Raw genomic sequence first — 16,674 nt, forward strand, 5'->3', positions numbered from 1 at the left:
TCATGTCGTCAGACGCGGAACTGATCGGCAGATCGCTGCGCGGAGACACCGATGCCTTCGTGGAGGTGATCAGCCGTCACGAGACGGTGATCGGGAACTACCTCGCGCGCCGAGTGGGCCGCCAGGCCGCCGAGGACGTGCTCGGCGACGTGTGGGTGGCGGCCTACGAATCCCGGGCGAGCTACGACCGCTCCACCGGTGCCGCACTTCGCCATCGGTATCGACGGCGAAGTTCTCGAGCAGTCCGTCGTGTGGTGCGCACACCGTGACGTCGCGGGCCCGGGCGAGCCCCGAATCACGCCACTGCGACCAACCTCGTCCGTCCGTTCGCCATGCGTGCAGCAGCCGACCGGAGTCGGTGACTGTCATCAGCTCGCGATGCCCGGAAACGAGACTGCTCGACGCAAGCCGCATAGCTCGCCCGTGCGCATTCCCGGGGATCCTGACGACCTGCCACGTCGACCAGTGGCCGCGATCGCGTGTGCGCATGCGGATGGTGCCGTCGCGATCAACCGCGTAGTACTCGACCATCCCCTGTCGAGGAACGACGGCGGCCACGTCCCAGGCGAACCCCGCCTCCAGGATCACGCGCCAAGGCGACCACACGTTCTTGTCCGAACACGTAGCAGCGATCACCTTGCCGTTCTCGGTCGCCGCCAGAACGTCCATCCCACCTTCGCCGGTGTCGACCGCGGCCACCCGGAGCAGCTTCCCGGCGGGGACGTCCGCACCTCGCGACCGGTGCTTCCACACAACCGGCAGGACGAACGCCAGCAAGACGACCGCCGTGAGCGGCCACCGCCAACGGTGCACAGTCTCCTCGTCGGCGAGCGAGGTCAACAGGTTGACGCCCGCGGCTCCTACGATGCCGAGCAGCACGAGCAGGACATCACGCACCGCCCCTTGGGCACGCTTCGTCGCCGACTCCATCCGCATACAGGTGCTTCGTGCCTGCTGGTGGATCCGTTACGAAGCGACAGACGTCGCGGGCGGCCACGACGTCTACAACGGACGGACCCGGCGCGGCCACCGCGACCGGAACAAACCCAACCCGCACGGGGCATCGGAGAACCTGCAACGACGCCGCTACGAACCGACCCGACTGAAGACCACTCCGACCGCACCACAGCAGCCGGGCGATCCACCACATCCATCACCACCACACCGCAGGTGACGCTGTGTGGATGCTGTACGTGCCCCCGGTGCGACTCGAACGCACACTGGACGGATTTTGAGTCCGCTGCCTCTGCCGATTGGGCTACGGGGGCCGGCGCGAGCACTGTACTCGATCAGGTTGCCCGGCCGCCGTTCGGGGGGACGGCCGGGGCCTGGTCGGTCAGGAGCGGACCAGGCGGGCGATGGCGGCGGAGGCTTCGGCGATCTTCTCGTCCGCCACCTCGCCGCCCTCGGCGACGGCCTGTGCCACGCAGTGCTTGAGGTGCTCGTCCAGCAGGCCCAGGGAGACCGCCTGCAACGCCTTCGTCGCGGCGGAGATCTGGGTCAGCACGTCGATGCAGTACTCGTCGTTCTCCACCATCCGCTGGAGGCCGCGGACCTGCCCTTCGATCCGCCGCAATCGCTTGAGGTACGCGTCCTTGTCCGCCGTGTAACCGAGCATCGCTCCCGACCTTCCCTACCCTGGGCGGGTATCCGCGTCCAGGATAGGCCACTCGACCGGGTGTGACGGGCACCACGGGGTGACGGCCGGCGGGCCGCACATTTCGGCTCGGTGCGGTTTGTGTCGCGAAATGACCCGTCCGGGGGCATCAGTCACATTTTCACCGCGAAAGGTTAGGCGATATTCCTCTCGTGCACTATGGTGTCGACTCAAGCGTGTGGCGCAGAACTAGTCGAGGGCAGCACGCGCTATGCGAGCACACACGGAGGAACAGTGGCACAGCAGACCGTCGTCCAACTCATCGACGACCTCGACGGCAGCGAAGCCGCCGAGACCGTGACCTTCGCGCTGGACGGTGTGGAGTACTCCATCGACCTCTCGAAGGACAATGCGGACAAGCTCCGCGAGTCCCTGGCCGACTTCGTCGCCAAGGCGCGCCGCGCAGGTGGCCGCAAGCAGCGCAAGGGCACCGGCAAGAGCACGGTAAAGGCTGGTGACAAGGCGCAGGCCCAGGCCATTCGGGACTGGGCACGCGCGCAGGGCCACCAGATCTCCGACCGCGGCCGCATTCCCCAGGGCCTGGTCGTGCAGTTCCAGGAAGCCCACGCCTCCTGAGTCGCGTCGTTTTCCCCTGCGGTGGACTACTCCAACCGCAGGGGAAAACAGCAGGTCAGGGGCCTTCAGGGCAGCGAAGAACGCTCCGGGAACCCGACGCCTGCCAGCCTGAGCAGCGCGGTCGCCTTGACCGCCGTCTCCTCGAATTCCTCCGCGGGGTCGGACAGCGCGATGACCGCGCCCCCGACCCCGAAACTCACCTTGTCGCGGTCCACCACGAGCGTCCTGATGACGATGCTGAAGTCGGCCGTTCCGGAGAGTGAGAAGTAACCGAGCGCCCCGGAGTAGACGCCCCTGGGCCCGGCTTCCAGCCCGTCGATGATCTGCATTGTCCGGATCTTGGGCGCCCCTGTCATGGACCCGCCCGGGAACGCCGCCCTAACCACCCGCACGGCGGAACTACCGGAACGCAGTCGGGCCCGAACGGTGCTCACCAGCTGGTGCACCGTCGCGTAGCTCTCCACCTCGAAGATCCTGGGCACCTCGACGCTGCCCACTTCCGCGCAATGGCCCAGATCATTGCGGACCAAGTCGACGATCATGAGGTTCTCGGCGCGGTCCTTCGCGCTGGTAGCCAAGGCCCTGCGCAAAGCCGCGTCCTCCGCCGGGGTCGCCCCGCGGGGGCGTGTGCCCTTGATTGGCTCGGATTCGACGACACCCTGCCGGTCGACCCGGATGAACCGCTCGGGTGAAGTGCTGAGCACGGAGAGCGCACCGAAACGGAGCAACGCCCCGAACGGCGCGGGGCTTTCCGCGCGCAGGAACCGGTAGGCGTCCCACGGGTCGACCGACCCGCGCCACGTCACCGTGTTCGTCAAGCACACCTCGTAGCTCTCGCCCGCCGTGATGGCCTCCTGACAAGCCGCCACCAGCTTCAAGTAGTGCGAACGGCGATGCCGCGGCTGCACGGAGTCGGCTCGGGCCGTGCGCGGCGCGGGCGACGGCACGGCGGTGAAATCACGCAGGAAATCGGCCGTTCGGCCCAACCAGCCGTCCTCGTCGGACAACGCCAACAGGTACACGCACCGCGAAACGTGGTCGAAAACCAGCGCCCGGTCGGCGAACACGAATGCCGCGTCGGGCTGCTCCGAACGGTGCGCCGCCGCCGCGCCGCACTCGGCCTTCAGCTCGTACCCGAGGTAACCCACCCAGCCGAGCGCGAACTCGAACGGCACGTCCGGCGGCGCCACCCGCCACGCCGCCAGGTCGGCCTCCAGCCAGTCGAAGAACGGCCCGGGGTGCGTCCGCCCGTCCACCGTCACCTCGCCGGTCCACACGTCGTACGTGGCCACGCGTGCCAGCGGCCCGGAGGCGTCCCCCATCACGGAGAACCGGCCGCGGGCGCCGACGAGGCTGCTGTCCAGCCAGAACGCGTCCCTGGACGCCCCGTACAGGGCCGCGTACACGTCCTCGGGCGGCGGGTGCACGTCCACGCGCCGCACCAGCACCTCACGAGCGCCGGCGGCGGCAGGAGGTACGGCCGGCGGTGGCAGCGCGGGTGATGCGGCCGAGGCGTCGGTCAGGTCGCGGAAGTTGGCCAGCAGCTCGTGGCCGTGCGACGTGCACACCGACTCGGGGTGGAACTGCACGCCCCACGCGGGCCGTGAACGGTGCCGCACGCCCATCAGCACCCCATCGGACTCCGACCAGGCGATCGGCTCCAGCGACGGCGGCAGGTCGGACACGGCCAGCGAGTGGTACCGCACGACGGGCAGCGGCGACGGCAAACCGGCGAACACGTCCACGCCGGTGTGCCGCACGTGGTCCACCACGCCGTGCCGCGGCGTGACCAGGCCCACGGACGCGCCGTGCGCCAGGCACAGCCCCTGGTGGCCCAGGCAGACACCCAGGAGGGGGATGTCGGCGTGCTCGATCACCGCGCGGCACAGGCCGAAGTCGGCGGCGCGCTGCGGCCGGCCGGGACCGGGCGAGATCACCACGTTGTCGAAGCGCCGCAGGTCGGACAGCCCGAACCGCGGGTCGTCGTTGGTGATGACGACCGGTTCGCGCCCGTTCACCTCGGCGAGGTACTGGAAGAGGTTGAAGGTGAACGAGTCGTAGTTGTCGATGAGCAGCGTCCGCATGGCAAACAGCACGGTACCTGCACGAACACCCGTATGGAGTACCCACGGGAAGGTGAACGCCGCCACGACACCGAAGAGGCCGGGCGCACCTGGCGCCCGGCCTCCCCGTCCCCGGCGGTGGCTCCTAGTCGAGGTGGAACTTCGGGTCCGCGGCGATCGCCGCGAGCTGCGCCCCGGTCAGAGCCGGCCGCGACAACGCCGGGTGGCCGGACTCCTGGAACTCGCTCGCGTACCCGACGATCACCCGCGTGCCGTCCGGGTACCGGTAGAAGGCGGCGGTGTCCATCGTGTTGGCGCCACCGTCCGCGGTGGCGCCGGTGACGACGGCGACCTGCTTGCCGGCGACGTCGACCAACGCGCACGTGCCGCCCGAGATCGGGTACGGGAACGCGGCCGCCGCCTGGCACCCGTCGAGGTCGCCCAGCCGCGTGTTGCCCTTGGTCTCGACCTGGAGCATCAGCTCGCCGACACCCGCCTCACCGGTGATCACGACCGGCGTGCGCACCCAGTACTCCCACACCTGCAGGTCACCGACGTACTCGGCGAACTGGGCCTGGCGGGTGGTCATGGGCCCGTAGTCGGAGAACCCGATCCGGGTCCGGTCCTCGGCCTTCACGCCGGGCGGCAGCGACGACGCCAGGTCGTTGAGCACCTTGGCGCCCTTGTCCGCCCGCGGCCCGCTGGTGGCGGTCCGGTCCGTCTGCCCGTTCGGCCACGGCGTCTCGGTCGACCCGCCCGGAGGCGACGACGGGGTGGCCGTCACCGTGACGGACGGCGGCGCGCTGGCGGTCGGCGTGACCGACGGCCGTGACTCCGAGGACTGCCCCGCCGCCACCGGGAGGTCGGCACCGCCACCGGTCAGGTTCGGCACCACGGCCGCGCCGACCGCGATGGCGACCACGGCGAGTCCGGCGAACCCGCCACCCACCGTGGTCTTCCGCCGGCGCTGGGCACGACGCCCGTGCTCCAGCGCGGCCTCCGGGCTCATGGGTGGCGGCGGGCTGCTCGCCACCATCACATCCTGCAACGCGCTCTTCAGCTCGTGCTCGTTCATCGCACCATCTCTCCCTGCTGAGGGGTGATCAGGCCGCGCAGCGTCTGCAGCCCCCGCGCGGCCTGGCTCTTCACCGTTCCTTCCGAACAGCGCAACGCCCTGGCGGTCTCCTCGACCGACAGGTCTTCCCAGTACCGGAGCACGAGCACGGCCCGTTGCCGCGGAGGCACCTTCGCCAGCGCCGCTAGCAGCACCAGCCGGTCCTCCGCCGAGCCGCGCGGGACGTCCGCCACGTCGGTGCTCGTCTCGCTCACCCGTTCCTTGCGGAACCAGCCCCGGCGCAGGTCGGACACGAACGTCCGGACGAGCGTCTGCCGGGTGTAGGCGTCGAGTGCCTCGTGCCGGTTGATCCGCTGCCACGCCACGTAGAGCTTGGCGAAGGTGGCTTGGACCAGGTCCTCTGCACGGTGCCAGTCGCCGCACAGCAGGTACGCCGTGCCGCGCATGGCCTCGGACCGCGCCGCGAAGTACTCCGCGAACGCGGTGTCCCGATCACTCATCTGTCCTCCCCCGTGCTGCGGTACGAGGTAATCACGCTCGTGGGCCGCCGGCGGGTTGCATCGCTGCTTCGAGATTCGTGGAAACTGGACTCACCACCACCGGGGAGGCGCCACCTTGTTGTTCTTCTTGATGTTCGCGGCTGTGATGGGCGCCGCCCACTACTACGTCTGGAGACGGGCCGTGCGGTCCACGACCAGGCCCGGTCGCGGCCGCTGGATCGGCACCGGCGTGGTCGTGTTCCTCTACCTGCTGCTGATGGCGTCGCTGCTGGTGAGCGGGGACGGCGGTGGCGTGCTCGGCGTGGTGGTGGCCTGGTCCGGGTCCATCTGGCTGGCGGGCGCGTTCTACTTCGCGTTGATCATGGCGGTGCTGGAGATCCCCCGGCTGGTGCTGCTGCGCGCGACGCGGGCGCGCCAGGTGCCGGCCGTGGTCGGCGCGCCGGACGTCGCGGTCGAGACGCCCGACGCGGTGCTCGCCGACCAGCCGGCCGACGCGGGGAGGCGGCTGTTCATCGCGCGGTCGCTCGCGGTCGCGGGCGGGGTGGCCACGGCGGGCGTCATCGGCTTCGGGACCACGCAGGCACTGGGCGGCCCGGTCGTCAAGCGGGTGCCGGTGACGCTGGGCAAGCTCGACCAGCGGCTGTCGGGCTACCGGATCGCGGTGGTGAGCGACATCCACCTCGGCCCGCTGCTCGGCCGCGGCCACACCGAGCGGATCGTGCGGATGATCAACGAGCAGCAGGTGGACCTGGTGGCGATCGTCGGCGACCTGGTCGACGGCACGGTGGAGGAGCTGGGCGAGGCGGCGGCTCCGCTGCGCGACCTGGTGAGCACGCACGGCAGCTTCTTCGTCACCGGCAACCACGAGTACTACGCGGGCGCGGAACCGTGGCTGGCGGAGCTGGAGCGGCTCGGGGTCAACCCGCTGCGCAACGAGCGGCTGCGGATCGAGCGGGCCGGCGCGTCGTTCGACCTCGCGGGCGTCAACGACGTCACCGGCGAGGGTTTCGGTGACGGCGCCGACTTCGCCCGCGCGCTGGACGGCCGCGACACGTCCACACCGGTGGTGCTGATGGCGCACCAGCCGGTGCAGGTCCGCGAGGCCGCCAAGTACGGCGTGGACCTGCAGCTGTCGGGGCACACGCACGGCGGCCAGATGTTCCCGTTCCACCTCGTGGTCGGCTTGCAGCAGCCGGTCCGCAGCGGCCTGGAGACCGTCGACGGCACGCAGGTCTACACCAGCAACGGTGCCGGTTTCTGGGGTCCGCCGGTCCGCGTCGGCGCGCCGCCGGACATCAGCGTCGTGGAGTTGCATCACAAGTTCGCCGGCTGATAGCGCTTTTTTCGCCTTCACCGCCTAGAGTGGACGGCCGTGCCCGAAGACGGTCAGACCGTGCCTGAACACGGTTGCGGAGGGGGACCCCTAGCGAGATGACGACGAGCTTTGCCGACGAACGGCTCCACGAGGCAATGGCTCGTATTCGTCGTTTCCTGGACCACGATCAACCGGACACGCCCTGCCTGGTCATCGACCTGCCGACGGTGCGCGACCGGTTCGCGGCGATCCGCTCGGCGCTGCCGCGGGTGGGCATCTTCTACGCGGTCAAGGCGAACCCGACGCCCGACGTGGTCGGGTTGCTGGCCGCCGAGGGGTCGAGCTTCGACGTCGCCAGCCCGGCCGAGATCGACCTGTGCCTGGAGCGGGGCGCCGCACCGGAGGCCATCTCCTACAGCAACCCGATCAAGAAGGCGCGCGACATCGCGTACGCGTTCTCACGCGGGGTGCGACTCTTCGTGTCCGACAGCGAACAGGACGTGCGCACGCTGGCCGAGCACGCGCCCGGCGCGTCGGTGCTGCTGCGGATCCTGGTCAACAGCAAGGGTTCCACGTACCCGTTCGGCAAGAAGTTCGGCTGCTCCCCCGAAATGGCGACGGATCTCCTGCGCTTGGCCGCCGAACTCGGACTCGTTCCGCTGGGCGTGGCGTTCCACGCGGGGTCGCAGCAGCTCGACCCGAACGGCTGGGACGGCGCGATCGCCGACGCCGCCGAGATCATCGGGAAGCTGCGCGCCGAAGGGCTTTCACCGACCACCGTCAACCTGGGCGGCGGCCTGCCCGCGGGCTACCTGACCCAGCCGCCGCCGCTCGCGGAGTACGCGGCGGCCATCACCGCGTCGATCGCCCGTCACTTCGGCGCCTTGTCCGGCGGTTTCGCGCCCGAGGTGATGATCGAGCCCGGACGCGCTGTCGTGGCCGAGTCCGGTGTGATCCGCTCCGAAGTGGTGCTGGTGTCCCGGAAGTCCTATTCGGACGAACGCCGCTGGGTCTTCCTCGACATCGGCCGCTACGGCGGCCTCGCGGAGACCGAGGGCGAGGCCATCGCGTACCCGCTGGTCACCAGCCGGGACGGCGTGCTCCTGCCCGGTGGCCAGGTCGGTCCCGTCGTGCTCGCCGGTCCCACGTGCGACGCGGACGACGTGCTGTACCAGAACACGTGCTACGAGCTACCGCTGGACCTGCGCGCGGGCGACCACGTCGACCTGCTCGGTGCGGGTGCCTACACGGCGAGCTACTCGTCGGTGGCGTTCAACGGCTTCCCGCCGCTGGCCACCCACTGCGTGCGATGAGCACGCCCCCGCCTGTCCGCTGCAGTGCCCCTCCTGAAGATGTTTGGAGTGATTGATGTCCGAACTCCCGTGCGAATCCGAGCCGGTTGGCTTGTTCGCAGGACAGCACGTGCTCGCTGAGCTGGAAGGCGTGAGCCCGGAACTGCTGGATGACGAGCAGTTCCTGCGACACGCGCTCGGTGAAGCGCTCACCCAGGCTGATGCCACGGTGTTGGAGGTGGTCTCCAAGCAGTTCGAGCCGCAAGGGGTCACCGTGCTGGCCCTGTTGTCGGAGTCGCACGCGTCCATCCACACGTACCCGGAGGTCGGTGCCGTGTTCGTGGACGTGTTCACGTGCGGCACTCGTGCCAAGCCCGCGCTCGCGGTGCAGCTGTTGGCCGAGGCCTTGGGTGCCGTGTCGGTACGGACGGACATGGTCAGCCGGGGACACCGCGTCCCCGCGCTCGTCGGTGAGGAGAAAGCGTCTTGATCCGCGAACCGCTCGCGGCCGGTATGACCAGGCACTGGGACGTCGAGGAGGTCGTGGTCGACACCAGGACCGAGTTCCAGCACCTGGTGATCGCCCGCACCGCACAGGGGCTGTCGCTGTTCTGCGACGACGACCGGCAGAGCACCGAGTTCAGCCAGCTGACCTACCACGAGGCGCTGATGGTGCCCGCGCTGCTGCTGGCCGACCGGGTCGACCGGGTGCTGGTCATCGGGTCGTCCGAGGGCGTGGTGTGCCAGATGGCGGTGGCGGCGGGCGCTTCGGTGGTCGACCACATCGACATCGACGCGCAGGCCGTGCGGCTGTGCGCCGAGCACCTGCCCTACGGGTACACGCTGGACGAGCTCGCGTTGGCGGAGAAGGGCGAGGGCCCGATCCACGTCCGCTACATCGACGGCTACGAGTACATCCGGACGACGTCGGAGCGTTACGACATCGTCCTGGTGGACCTGCCGGACGAGCGCGAGGAGGAGGCGCAGCACAACCGGCTGTACGGCGCCGAGTTCCTGGCCATGTGCAAGGGGTTGCTCACGCCGGGTGGTGTCGTGGTGTCGCAGGCGGGTTGCCAGACGATGTGGCGCAACACCACGCTGACCCGCATGTGGCAGCGGTTCAACGAGGTGTTCGGCACGGTCGCGTACTACGGCTCGGACGAGCACGAGTGGGCGTACCTGTTCGGGCGCGCCGACGAGGTGGCCGACCCGACCGCGCTGATGGTCGAGCGGCTGGCCGAGTGCGGCTACCAGCCGGAGACGATCGACGACCTGGCCCTGGTCGGCAACTCGATCCCGCCCTACCTGGTGCGCCACTCCCTGGCCTGACCGAGAGTCGTACGTTCACAACGCGAGAGTCCTACGTTCACGAGCCCTGAGTTCAACACTCGGCCGACCAGCCGGTATGCCGAATGGTGAACTCAGGTGCTCTGGACGTAGGACTCTCGCGCGCTGGAGGTAGGACTCTCGCGCTATCGGGTGAGGGAGCGGTGGAGGAAGTCGACTTGGAGCAGGAGGAGGTTCTCGGCGACCTGTTCCTGCGGGGTCATGTGGGTCACGCCGGACAGGGGCAGCACGGTGTGCGGTCGGCCGGCGGCGAGGAGTGCCGACGACAGGCGCAGCGTGTGCGCGGCCACCACGTTGTCGTCCGCCAGGCCGTGCACGATCATCAGCGGGCGCTCCAGCTTCGGCGCGTCGGCGATGAGCGAGTTGGCGTCGTACACCTCGGGCTTGTCGGCCGGGTGGCCCAGGTAGCGCTCGGTGTAGTGGGTGTCGTAGAGCCGCCAGTCGGTGACCGGCGCACCCGCGATACCCGCGTGGAACACGTCCGGGCGGCGCAGCACGGCCAACGCCGCCAGGTAGCCGCCGTAGGACCAGCCGCGAATGCCTACTCGGGTCAGGTCGAGGTCCGGTTCGGCGGCGGCGACCGCGTGCAGGGCGTCCACCTGGTCTTCCAGGGTGGCGCCGGCGAAGTCGAACGCGATCTCCCGTTCCCAGGCGGGACCGCGACCGGGCGTGCCGCGGCCGTCCACGACGAGGACGGCGAAACCCTGGTCGGCCAGCCACTGCGAGGCCAGGTAGGCGTTGCGCGCCGAGACGACGCGTTGCGCGTGCGGGCCGCCGTACGGGTCGAGCAGGACCGGGAGCTTGGTGCCCGGCACGTGGCCGCGCGGGAACAGGAGCGCCGCGCGCAGGTCGCGCTCGCCGACGGTGAGCAGGCGCACTTCCGGCGTCAGCACTGGGGTTTCGGCGAACGAGCCGATCCCGCCGCCGGTGGAGACGGTGACCTCGGGTCCGAAGTGGTCCATCGACGAACGGGCCAGCACGAGCACCCCGCCCGCACGGGTGGCGCTGTGCACACCATCCTCAGTGGACAGTCGGGTGACGTTGCCCTCGTCGACCAGGAACACGTGCGTCTGGGTCGGGTCGTCGGTGGACGCGGTCACCAGCACGCCGTCCTCGGCGACGTCGAGCACCGCGCGCACCTGGAAGCCGTCCGGCGTCCACGGGCGGTCGCCGACCACGAGCCGGTTCGCGTCACCGATCGGCAGCACGCGCACCAACTCGCCGCGCGGGGTCCAGCGCGGCGCACCCGGCACGACTTCCAGCCAGTGCGGGTCGGTGTCGTCGGCCACGACCTCGGTGGCACCGGTCGCCACGTCCACCGCCAGCACCAGGACCCGGCGCTGGTCACGTGACTGCACCTGGACCAGCGGCTTGCCGTGCGAGGTCCAGGAGACCGTGTTCAGGTACGGGAACGCCTCGCGGTCCCACGTCACGTCGGTCCGGCCGGTGCCGAAGAGCACCAGCTCCACCGCGGCGTTGGCCTCACCGGCGGCCGGGTAGGCGATCTCGGTGGCGGGCGTGGCCGGGTTGGCCGGATCGGCGATGTGCCACCGCGGCACGGGCGCGTTGTCGACGCGCGCCGCCAGCACGTGCTCGCCGTCCGGGGAGAACCAGTAGCCCCGGTAGCGGCCCATCTCCTCGGCCGCGATGAACTCCGCGAGGCCCCACGTGACGTCCGGGCCGTCCGGTGACGCGACCACCCGGTCGGTCCCCGTTTCGAGGTCCACGACGTGCAGCGCGCCGTCTGCCACGTAGCCGACCTTGCGCCCGGTCGGGTCCAGCCGCGGGTCGACGGCCGCACCGGAGACCGGCAGCTCGCGGACCGACGCGGTGGCGAGCTCGATCACGAACAGCCTGCCGGACAACGCGAACACGGCCTGCCGCACGTCGCGGTCGGTGGCGTAGCCGACGATGCCGGCGGCCGACTCGCGGGTGCGCTCGCGGCGTGCCCGTTCCTCCGGGGGCAGGTCCTCGGGGTCGGTCAGCAGGGTGCCCGGGTCGGCCAGCAGCGCCTCGGCGCGGGTCGCGGTGTCGAACGCCCACAGGCCGTTCGCCCGGCTCGTGGCCGTGGCGGTGCGGAGGAAGTACACCTTCGTGCCGTCCGGGGACGCGGTGAACGTCCGGGGTGCGCCGAGGGTGAACCGCTGGGTGCGCGCGTGCTGGCGCGGGAAGGAGATCTCGTTGCCCACCTCGACACCCTATGTCTTCGGGCGGCGGTGGGGTGGCGGTGTGACGGCAGCCGGGCGCAGCGGTGGGAGCCCGGGTGGCGCCTACCCCTGTCTTCGGGCGCGCGCTGAACCGCGGAGGTGGGAGGGCCGTAGTCGTCGGTGGAGCGATTGACGGACCAAGGAGGAGTGAGTGTGATCCGACGAAACCGCATCGCCATCGCCGTCGCGGGCGGCATGGCAGCCGTGCTCGCGCTGGTCATGTGGACTTCCAACGCGACCGGCCTGCAGGGCAGGACGGTCGCGCAGACCGAGCAGGTGGGTGCCGCGGCCCAGGGCGACTACGGCGACGTCCAGGAGCCCTTGGCCCCTCCGACCAGTGAGGAAGCCGCGCCCGCCGAGGAACCCGCCGAGGAGCCCGCCGCGGACGCGCCGGAGGGGCAGGCCGCGCCCGCGCCGTCCGGTCCGCAGGTCACGCTGGTGGGCAAGAGCGTGCCCAAGATGGGCGAGGTCGTGCAGGACGGCGACGGCCGCACGCTGTACCGGTTCGACAAGGACACGCCGGACCCGGCGAAGTCCAACTGCGAGGGTCAGTGCGCCGTGACGTGGCCTCCCGTGCTGTCCAACGGCACGCCGCAGCTCCAGGGCGTCGACCCGGCACTCGTGTCGACGGTGAAGAGGGCCGATGGCACCGAGCAGGTGACGCTCGACGGCTGGCCGCTCTACACCTACGCCAAGGACGAGGCGCCGGGCCAGTGGAAGGGCCAGGGCGTCGGCGGCACCTGGTTCGTGGTGCAGCCCGATGGCAAGCGCAACGTCGAGTGCCTCCCGCCGGGGGTGACGCCTCCCGCCGCGTAGTCCACTGTGGAATGCCCTGATCCCCCGGCCTGGGGTTGGCCGGGGGATTCGGGTGTCGCACAGCGGGTGTCAGACGGTGCGGACGACTTCGCTGTAGTCCAGGCGCGGGTTGCGCGGGTGGGTGCCGGAGTGGTCCGGGTGGCCGATGTTGACGATCACCAGGGGCTGGTGGTTGGTGTCGGCCAGGAACTCCCGGCGCACGCCTTCGCGGTCGAAGCCGCTCATCGGGCCCGCGGCGAGGCCGGCGGCGCGGACGCCGATGATGAAGTAACCGGCCTGGAGCAGGGCGTTGGTCCTGGCCGCCTCGGTGCGCTTGGCGTCGTCGGCGAACGCGGCCTTGGCGCCCGGGAAGTGGGGGAACGTCGTGGCCAGGTGCTCGTGGAAGTCGGTGTCCGCGGACAGGATCGCGGTGACCGGTGCGGCGAGGGTCTTGGCCCGGTTGCCCTCCGCCAGGTGGGGCGCGAGGCGGTTCTTGGCGTCCTGGCCGCGGACGTACAGCACGCGCAGCGGCTGGCTGTTCATCGCGGTCGGGCCCCACTTGACGAGGTCGTGGACGGCGCGGAGCTGGTCGTCGGTCACCGGCTCGTCGGTGAACGCGTTCGCCGTACGGGCCTCGCGGAACAGCAGGTCCTGTGCTTCGCCCGGCAAGGTGAGAGTGGCGACGGTCGCGGTCATGGTGCCTCTTTCGGTTGTCCCGTACGCGGGTTGCGCACGGGACAACCTCCAGTAAGCGCCGGCTATTTCGTGGCGGTCTTCACAGGGTCGGGTAGAGCGGGTGCTTGGCCGCGAGGACCTCGACCCTGGCGCGCAGGTCGGCGAGGTCCGGTGCGGCCTGCAGCGCGGTGGCGATGATGTCCGCCACCTCGGTGAAGTCCGTCGCACCGAAGCCGCGGGTGGCGAGGGCGGGCGTGCCGATGCGCAGGCCCGAGGTCACCATCGGCGGACGGGGGTCGTTCGGCACCGCGTTGCGGTTGACCGTGATGCCGACCTCGTGCAGGCGGTCCTCGGCCTGCTTGCCGTCCAGCTCGGACGCCACCAGGTCGACCAGCACGAGGTGGACGTCCGTGCCACCGGTGAGCACCTTCACCCCGGCCGCGGCGGCGTCGGGCTGGGAGAGGCGGTCGGCGAGGATCTTCGCGCCCTCGACGGTCCGCCGCTGGCGGTCGGCGAACTCCGGTGACGCGGCGTGCTTGAACGCGACGGCCTTGCCCGCGATCACGTGCTCCAGCGGCCCGCCCTGCTGACCGGGGAACACCGCCGAGTTGATCTTCTTGGCGAGGTCCGCCTCGTTGGTCAGGATCACGCCGCCGCGCGGGCCGCCGAGGGTCTTGTGCGTGGTCGTCGTCACGACGTGCGCGTGCGGCACGGGGCTCGGGTGCAGCCCCGCGGCGACGAGACCGGCGAAGTGCGCCATGTCGACCATCAGGTAGGCGTCGACGGAGTCGGCGATGCGCCGGAACTCGGCGAAGTCCAACTGGCGGGGGTAGGCCGACCAGCCCGCGACGATCAGCTTCGGGCGGTGCTCCAGGGCGAGGCGCTCGACCTCGGCCATGTCGACGCGGCCGTCCGACTCCGAGACGTGGTAGGGCACCACGTTGTAGAGCTTGCCGGAGAAGTTGATCCGCATGCCGTGGGTGAGGTGCCCGCCGTGCGCCAGGTCGAGGCCCAGGATCGTGTCACCCGGCTGGAGCAGGGCGAACATCGCGCACGCGTTGGCCTGCGCGCCCGAGTGCGGCTGGACGTTGGCGAAACCGGCGCCGAAGAGGTCCTTGACGCGCTGGATCGCCAGGCGCTCGATCACGTCGACGTTCTCGCAGCCGCCGTAGTAGCGCCGGCCGGGGTAGCCCTCGGCGTACTTGTTCGTCAACACCGAGCCCTGCGCCTGGAGCACCGACACCGGCGTGAAGTTCTCCGAGGCGATCATCTCCAGCGTGCTCTGCTGCCGGTGCAGCTCGGCGGCGACGGCGTTCGCGACCTCCGGGTCGAACTCCGCGAGGGAGGTGTTGAAGTGCTCGGACATGTGTGGGTCTCTCCCTTAGCTGGATCGCTTGTAGAAGGGCAGTGCGACGACTTCGACCGGCTCGTGCTTGCCCCGGACGTCGACGGACAGCGGGGTACCGGGTTCGGTGTTGCCCACGGTGACGTACGCCATGGCCACGGAGTACCCGAGGGTGGGCGAGAGCGCGCCGCTGGTGACCTCGCCGATCGGGTTGCCGGACGCGTCCAGCACGGGGTAGCCGTGCCGCGGCGCGCGGCGCGAGGTGGTCTTCAGGCCGACCAGGACCTGGTCCACGCCCTGTTCGGCGACGGTGGCGAGGGCGTCGCGGCCGACGAAGTCGCCCGGCTTGTCCAGCTTCACCACCCGGCCGAGGTTCGCGTGGAACGGCGTGTGGTCGCGGCCCAGCTCGTTGCCGTACAGCGGCATGCCCGCCTCCAGCCGGAGGGTGTCGCGGCAGCCGAGGCCGGCGGGCTTGAGGTCGTGCGGCGCGCCCGCTTCCAGGAGCGCCTGCCAGACGTGGGCGGCGTCGTCCGGCGCGACGAACAGCTCGAAGCCGTCCTCGCCGGTGTAGCCGGTGCGGGCGAGCAGGACCGGCTTGCCCGCCACCTCGGTCGGGTACGAGGCGTAGTACTTGACCGAGGCCAGGTCGGTGGGCGTGAGGCCGGCGAGGATGGCGGTGGACTCCGGGCCCTGCACGGCGAGCAGCGCGTAGTCGGTGGACTTGTCCTCGACGGTGGTGTCGAAGCCCTTCGCGCGCTCGACCAGCGCCTGGTGGACGACCGAGGCGTTCGAGGCGTTGGCGACGACGAGGTACTCCTGGTCACCGGTGCGGTAGACGATCAGGTCGTCGATGACGCCGCCGTCAGCCTCGCAGATCATCGTGTACCGGGCCCGGCCGACGCCGATCGCGGACGCGTGGCCGACCAGGGCGTGGTCCAGCGCGGCGCCCGCCTGGGGGCCGGTGAGCAGGATCTCACCCATGTGGGTCAGGTCGAACAGGCCCGCCGACGTGCGCACCGCGTGGTGCTCGGCCAGCTCGCTGTCGTAGCGCAGCGGCATCCGCCAGCCCGCGAAGTCGGTGAACATGGCGCCCAGCGCCTCGTGTTCGGCGTGCAGGGGCGTGCGGCGGCTTTCCATCAGGCGGGCCCTCCCTGGGTGCGGACATGGCGACGGCGCCGACCGGTCGGGTCGGCGGGCGGCACGTCCGAGAGATTCACGAGCGAAAGGATGACACGGTCCATCGGAGACTCCTCGTCGAGTGAGCCTCCCCCTCTGCCATGAGCCTGAGAGCTTCGCCGCCCGGTGAGGGCGGCTTGCACCGTGGGCGAGGCGCACCGGGTGCGCCTGCTTTCCAGAGTTGCCTTCGTCGGGCGGTACCTGTGCCTGAGAGATTCCGGGGAGGAGTTGCTCCTTCGGCGCCCCGGTCGGGGACTCTCCCGCTCGACATCGACGGCCGTGTTCAGTTGGTACCGCCAGACGCTAGGGGTGCCCGCCGGGTGGGGTCAACCCCGGTCACAGGCTCTTCTCGGCCCGGACGCTCTCGACGACCTTGCGCTCGGCGTAGAACGACACGAACGGGATCGTGCCCGCGAGCAGCACCAGGACGGTGCCCTTGATCGACCAGCGGGCCTTGAGCGCGAGGTCGACGGTGAGCACCAGGTACACCGCGTACAGGAAGCCGTGGACGGGGCCGACGACCTGCATCATGCCCTCGTTGTCGCCCGCGTACTTGGCGATCATGGCGACCACGAGCAGCAGCAGGCCGACACCGACCACGTAAGCCATGAACCGGAACCTGCTCAACGCGCCGCTCATCGCCCTACCTTC

16 protein-coding genes, 1 tRNA gene and 2 riboswitches are annotated in these 16,674 nt (G+C 70.4%); of the genes, 7 read left to right on the forward strand and 10 right to left on the reverse strand.

Translation table 11 applies throughout. The features are described from left to right. Positions 1-2: 2 nt before the first annotated feature. Complete coding sequence (locus B0I31_RS00405; RefSeq protein WP_245949561.1) at positions 3-269, forward strand: RNA polymerase sigma factor; 267 nt, start codon at positions 3-5, stop codon at positions 267-269. Between the two features lie 925 nt (positions 270-1,194). Here the strand turns inward: B0I31_RS00405 and B0I31_RS00410 are convergent. Together B0I31_RS00410 and B0I31_RS00415 are read right to left on the reverse strand one after the other, a co-directional pair. Beyond that, positions 1,195-1,268, reverse strand: a tRNA-Leu gene (locus B0I31_RS00410). A gap of 68 nt (positions 1,269-1,336) precedes the next feature. Beyond that, complete coding sequence (locus tag B0I31_RS00415) at positions 1,337-1,618, reverse strand: metal-sensitive transcriptional regulator (protein ID WP_106613298.1); 282 nt, start codon at positions 1,616-1,618, stop codon at positions 1,337-1,339. Positions 1,619-1,891: 273 nt separating this feature from the next. Between B0I31_RS00415 and B0I31_RS00420 the strand changes: the two genes are divergently transcribed. Further along, complete coding sequence (locus B0I31_RS00420; RefSeq protein WP_015104119.1) at positions 1,892-2,233, forward strand: histone-like nucleoid-structuring protein Lsr2; 342 nt, start codon at positions 1,892-1,894, stop codon at positions 2,231-2,233. A gap of 65 nt (positions 2,234-2,298) precedes the next feature. Here B0I31_RS00420 and pabB read toward each other — a convergent pair whose 3' ends face one another. From pabB to B0I31_RS00435, 3 genes are all read right to left on the reverse strand, one after another. Beyond that, complete coding sequence (pabB, locus tag B0I31_RS00425; RefSeq protein ID WP_106613299.1) at positions 2,299-4,317, reverse strand: aminodeoxychorismate synthase component I; 2,019 nt, start codon at positions 4,315-4,317, stop codon at positions 2,299-2,301. Between the two features lie 124 nt (positions 4,318-4,441). Further along, a complete protein-coding gene (locus B0I31_RS00430) occupies positions 4,442-5,371 on the reverse strand; it encodes a hypothetical protein (protein ID WP_106613300.1) in 930 nt (309 codons plus the stop codon). Beyond that, complete coding sequence (locus B0I31_RS00435) at positions 5,368-5,871, reverse strand: SigE family RNA polymerase sigma factor (protein ID WP_106613301.1); 504 nt, start codon at positions 5,869-5,871, stop codon at positions 5,368-5,370. Before B0I31_RS00435 ends, B0I31_RS00430 begins: the two co-directional genes overlap by 4 nt. A gap of 115 nt (positions 5,872-5,986) precedes the next feature. Between B0I31_RS00435 and B0I31_RS00440 the strand changes: the two genes are divergently transcribed. The 4 genes from B0I31_RS00440 (at position 5,987) to B0I31_RS00455 (ending at position 9,807) form a co-directional block, all read left to right on the forward strand. Next, a complete protein-coding gene (locus tag B0I31_RS00440; RefSeq protein ID WP_342751447.1) occupies positions 5,987-7,204 on the forward strand; it encodes a metallophosphoesterase in 1,218 nt (405 codons plus the stop codon). A 98-nt stretch (positions 7,205-7,302) separates the two neighbouring features. After that, positions 7,303-8,499, forward strand: a complete 1,197-nt coding sequence (locus tag B0I31_RS00445) for a type III PLP-dependent enzyme (protein ID WP_106613302.1) — start codon at positions 7,303-7,305, stop codon at positions 8,497-8,499. Positions 8,500-8,554: 55 nt separating this feature from the next. Further along, on the forward strand, positions 8,555-8,968 hold the full coding sequence (speD, locus tag B0I31_RS00450) for an adenosylmethionine decarboxylase (RefSeq protein WP_106613303.1): 414 nt from the start codon (positions 8,555-8,557) through the stop codon (positions 8,966-8,968). After that, complete coding sequence (locus B0I31_RS00455; RefSeq protein WP_106613304.1) at positions 8,965-9,807, forward strand: spermidine synthase; 843 nt, start codon at positions 8,965-8,967, stop codon at positions 9,805-9,807. Before speD ends, B0I31_RS00455 begins: the two co-directional genes overlap by 4 nt. A 143-nt stretch (positions 9,808-9,950) precedes the next feature. On the opposite strand, the gene B0I31_RS00460 is transcribed toward B0I31_RS00455, so the two are convergent. Then, the gene (locus B0I31_RS00460; RefSeq protein ID WP_106613305.1) at positions 9,951-12,014 is read right to left on the reverse strand and encodes a S9 family peptidase; all 2,064 of its coding nucleotides are present in this window, start codon (positions 12,012-12,014) and stop codon (positions 9,951-9,953) included. Between the two features lie 171 nt (positions 12,015-12,185). Here B0I31_RS00460 and B0I31_RS00465 point away from each other — a divergent pair, with 171 nt between their 5' ends. Next, positions 12,186-12,848 carry a hypothetical protein gene (locus B0I31_RS00465; protein ID WP_106613306.1) on the forward strand — a complete coding sequence of 221 codons (663 nt, stop codon included), beginning with the start codon at positions 12,186-12,188 and terminating at the stop codon, positions 12,846-12,848. Between the two features lie 69 nt (positions 12,849-12,917). Here the strand turns inward: B0I31_RS00465 and B0I31_RS00470 are convergent, their stop codons facing one another. The 4 genes from B0I31_RS00470 to B0I31_RS00485 all read right to left on the reverse strand — a co-directional run bounded on the left by B0I31_RS00470 (position 12,918) and on the right by B0I31_RS00485 (position 16,662). Next, entirely contained in the window at positions 12,918-13,523 is a 606-nt protein-coding gene (locus B0I31_RS00470; protein ID WP_106613307.1) for a malonic semialdehyde reductase, read from the reverse strand. 79 nt (positions 13,524-13,602) lie between these two features. Beyond that, positions 13,603-14,868 carry a serine hydroxymethyltransferase gene (gene glyA, locus B0I31_RS00475; protein ID WP_106613308.1) on the reverse strand — a complete coding sequence of 422 codons (1,266 nt, stop codon included), beginning with the start codon at positions 14,866-14,868 and terminating at the stop codon, positions 13,603-13,605. Positions 14,869-14,883: 15 nt separating this feature from the next. Then, positions 14,884-15,987, reverse strand: a complete 1,104-nt coding sequence (gene gcvT / locus B0I31_RS00480; protein WP_106613940.1) for a glycine cleavage system aminomethyltransferase GcvT — start codon at positions 15,985-15,987, stop codon at positions 14,884-14,886. 125 nt (positions 15,988-16,112) lie between these two features. Then, positions 16,113-16,207: riboswitch (glycine riboswitch) on the reverse strand. Between the two features lies 1 nt (position 16,208). Then, positions 16,209-16,296: riboswitch (glycine riboswitch) on the reverse strand. A 63-nt stretch (positions 16,297-16,359) separates the two neighbouring features. Continuing rightward, positions 16,360-16,662, reverse strand: a complete 303-nt coding sequence (locus B0I31_RS00485) for a DUF3817 domain-containing protein (protein ID WP_106613309.1) — start codon at positions 16,660-16,662, stop codon at positions 16,360-16,362. Positions 16,663-16,674 lie beyond the last annotated feature (12 nt).

Source organism: Saccharothrix carnea (assembly GCF_003014735.1).
GTDB classification, from domain to species: Bacteria; Actinomycetota; Actinomycetes; order Mycobacteriales; family Pseudonocardiaceae; genus Actinosynnema; species Actinosynnema carneum.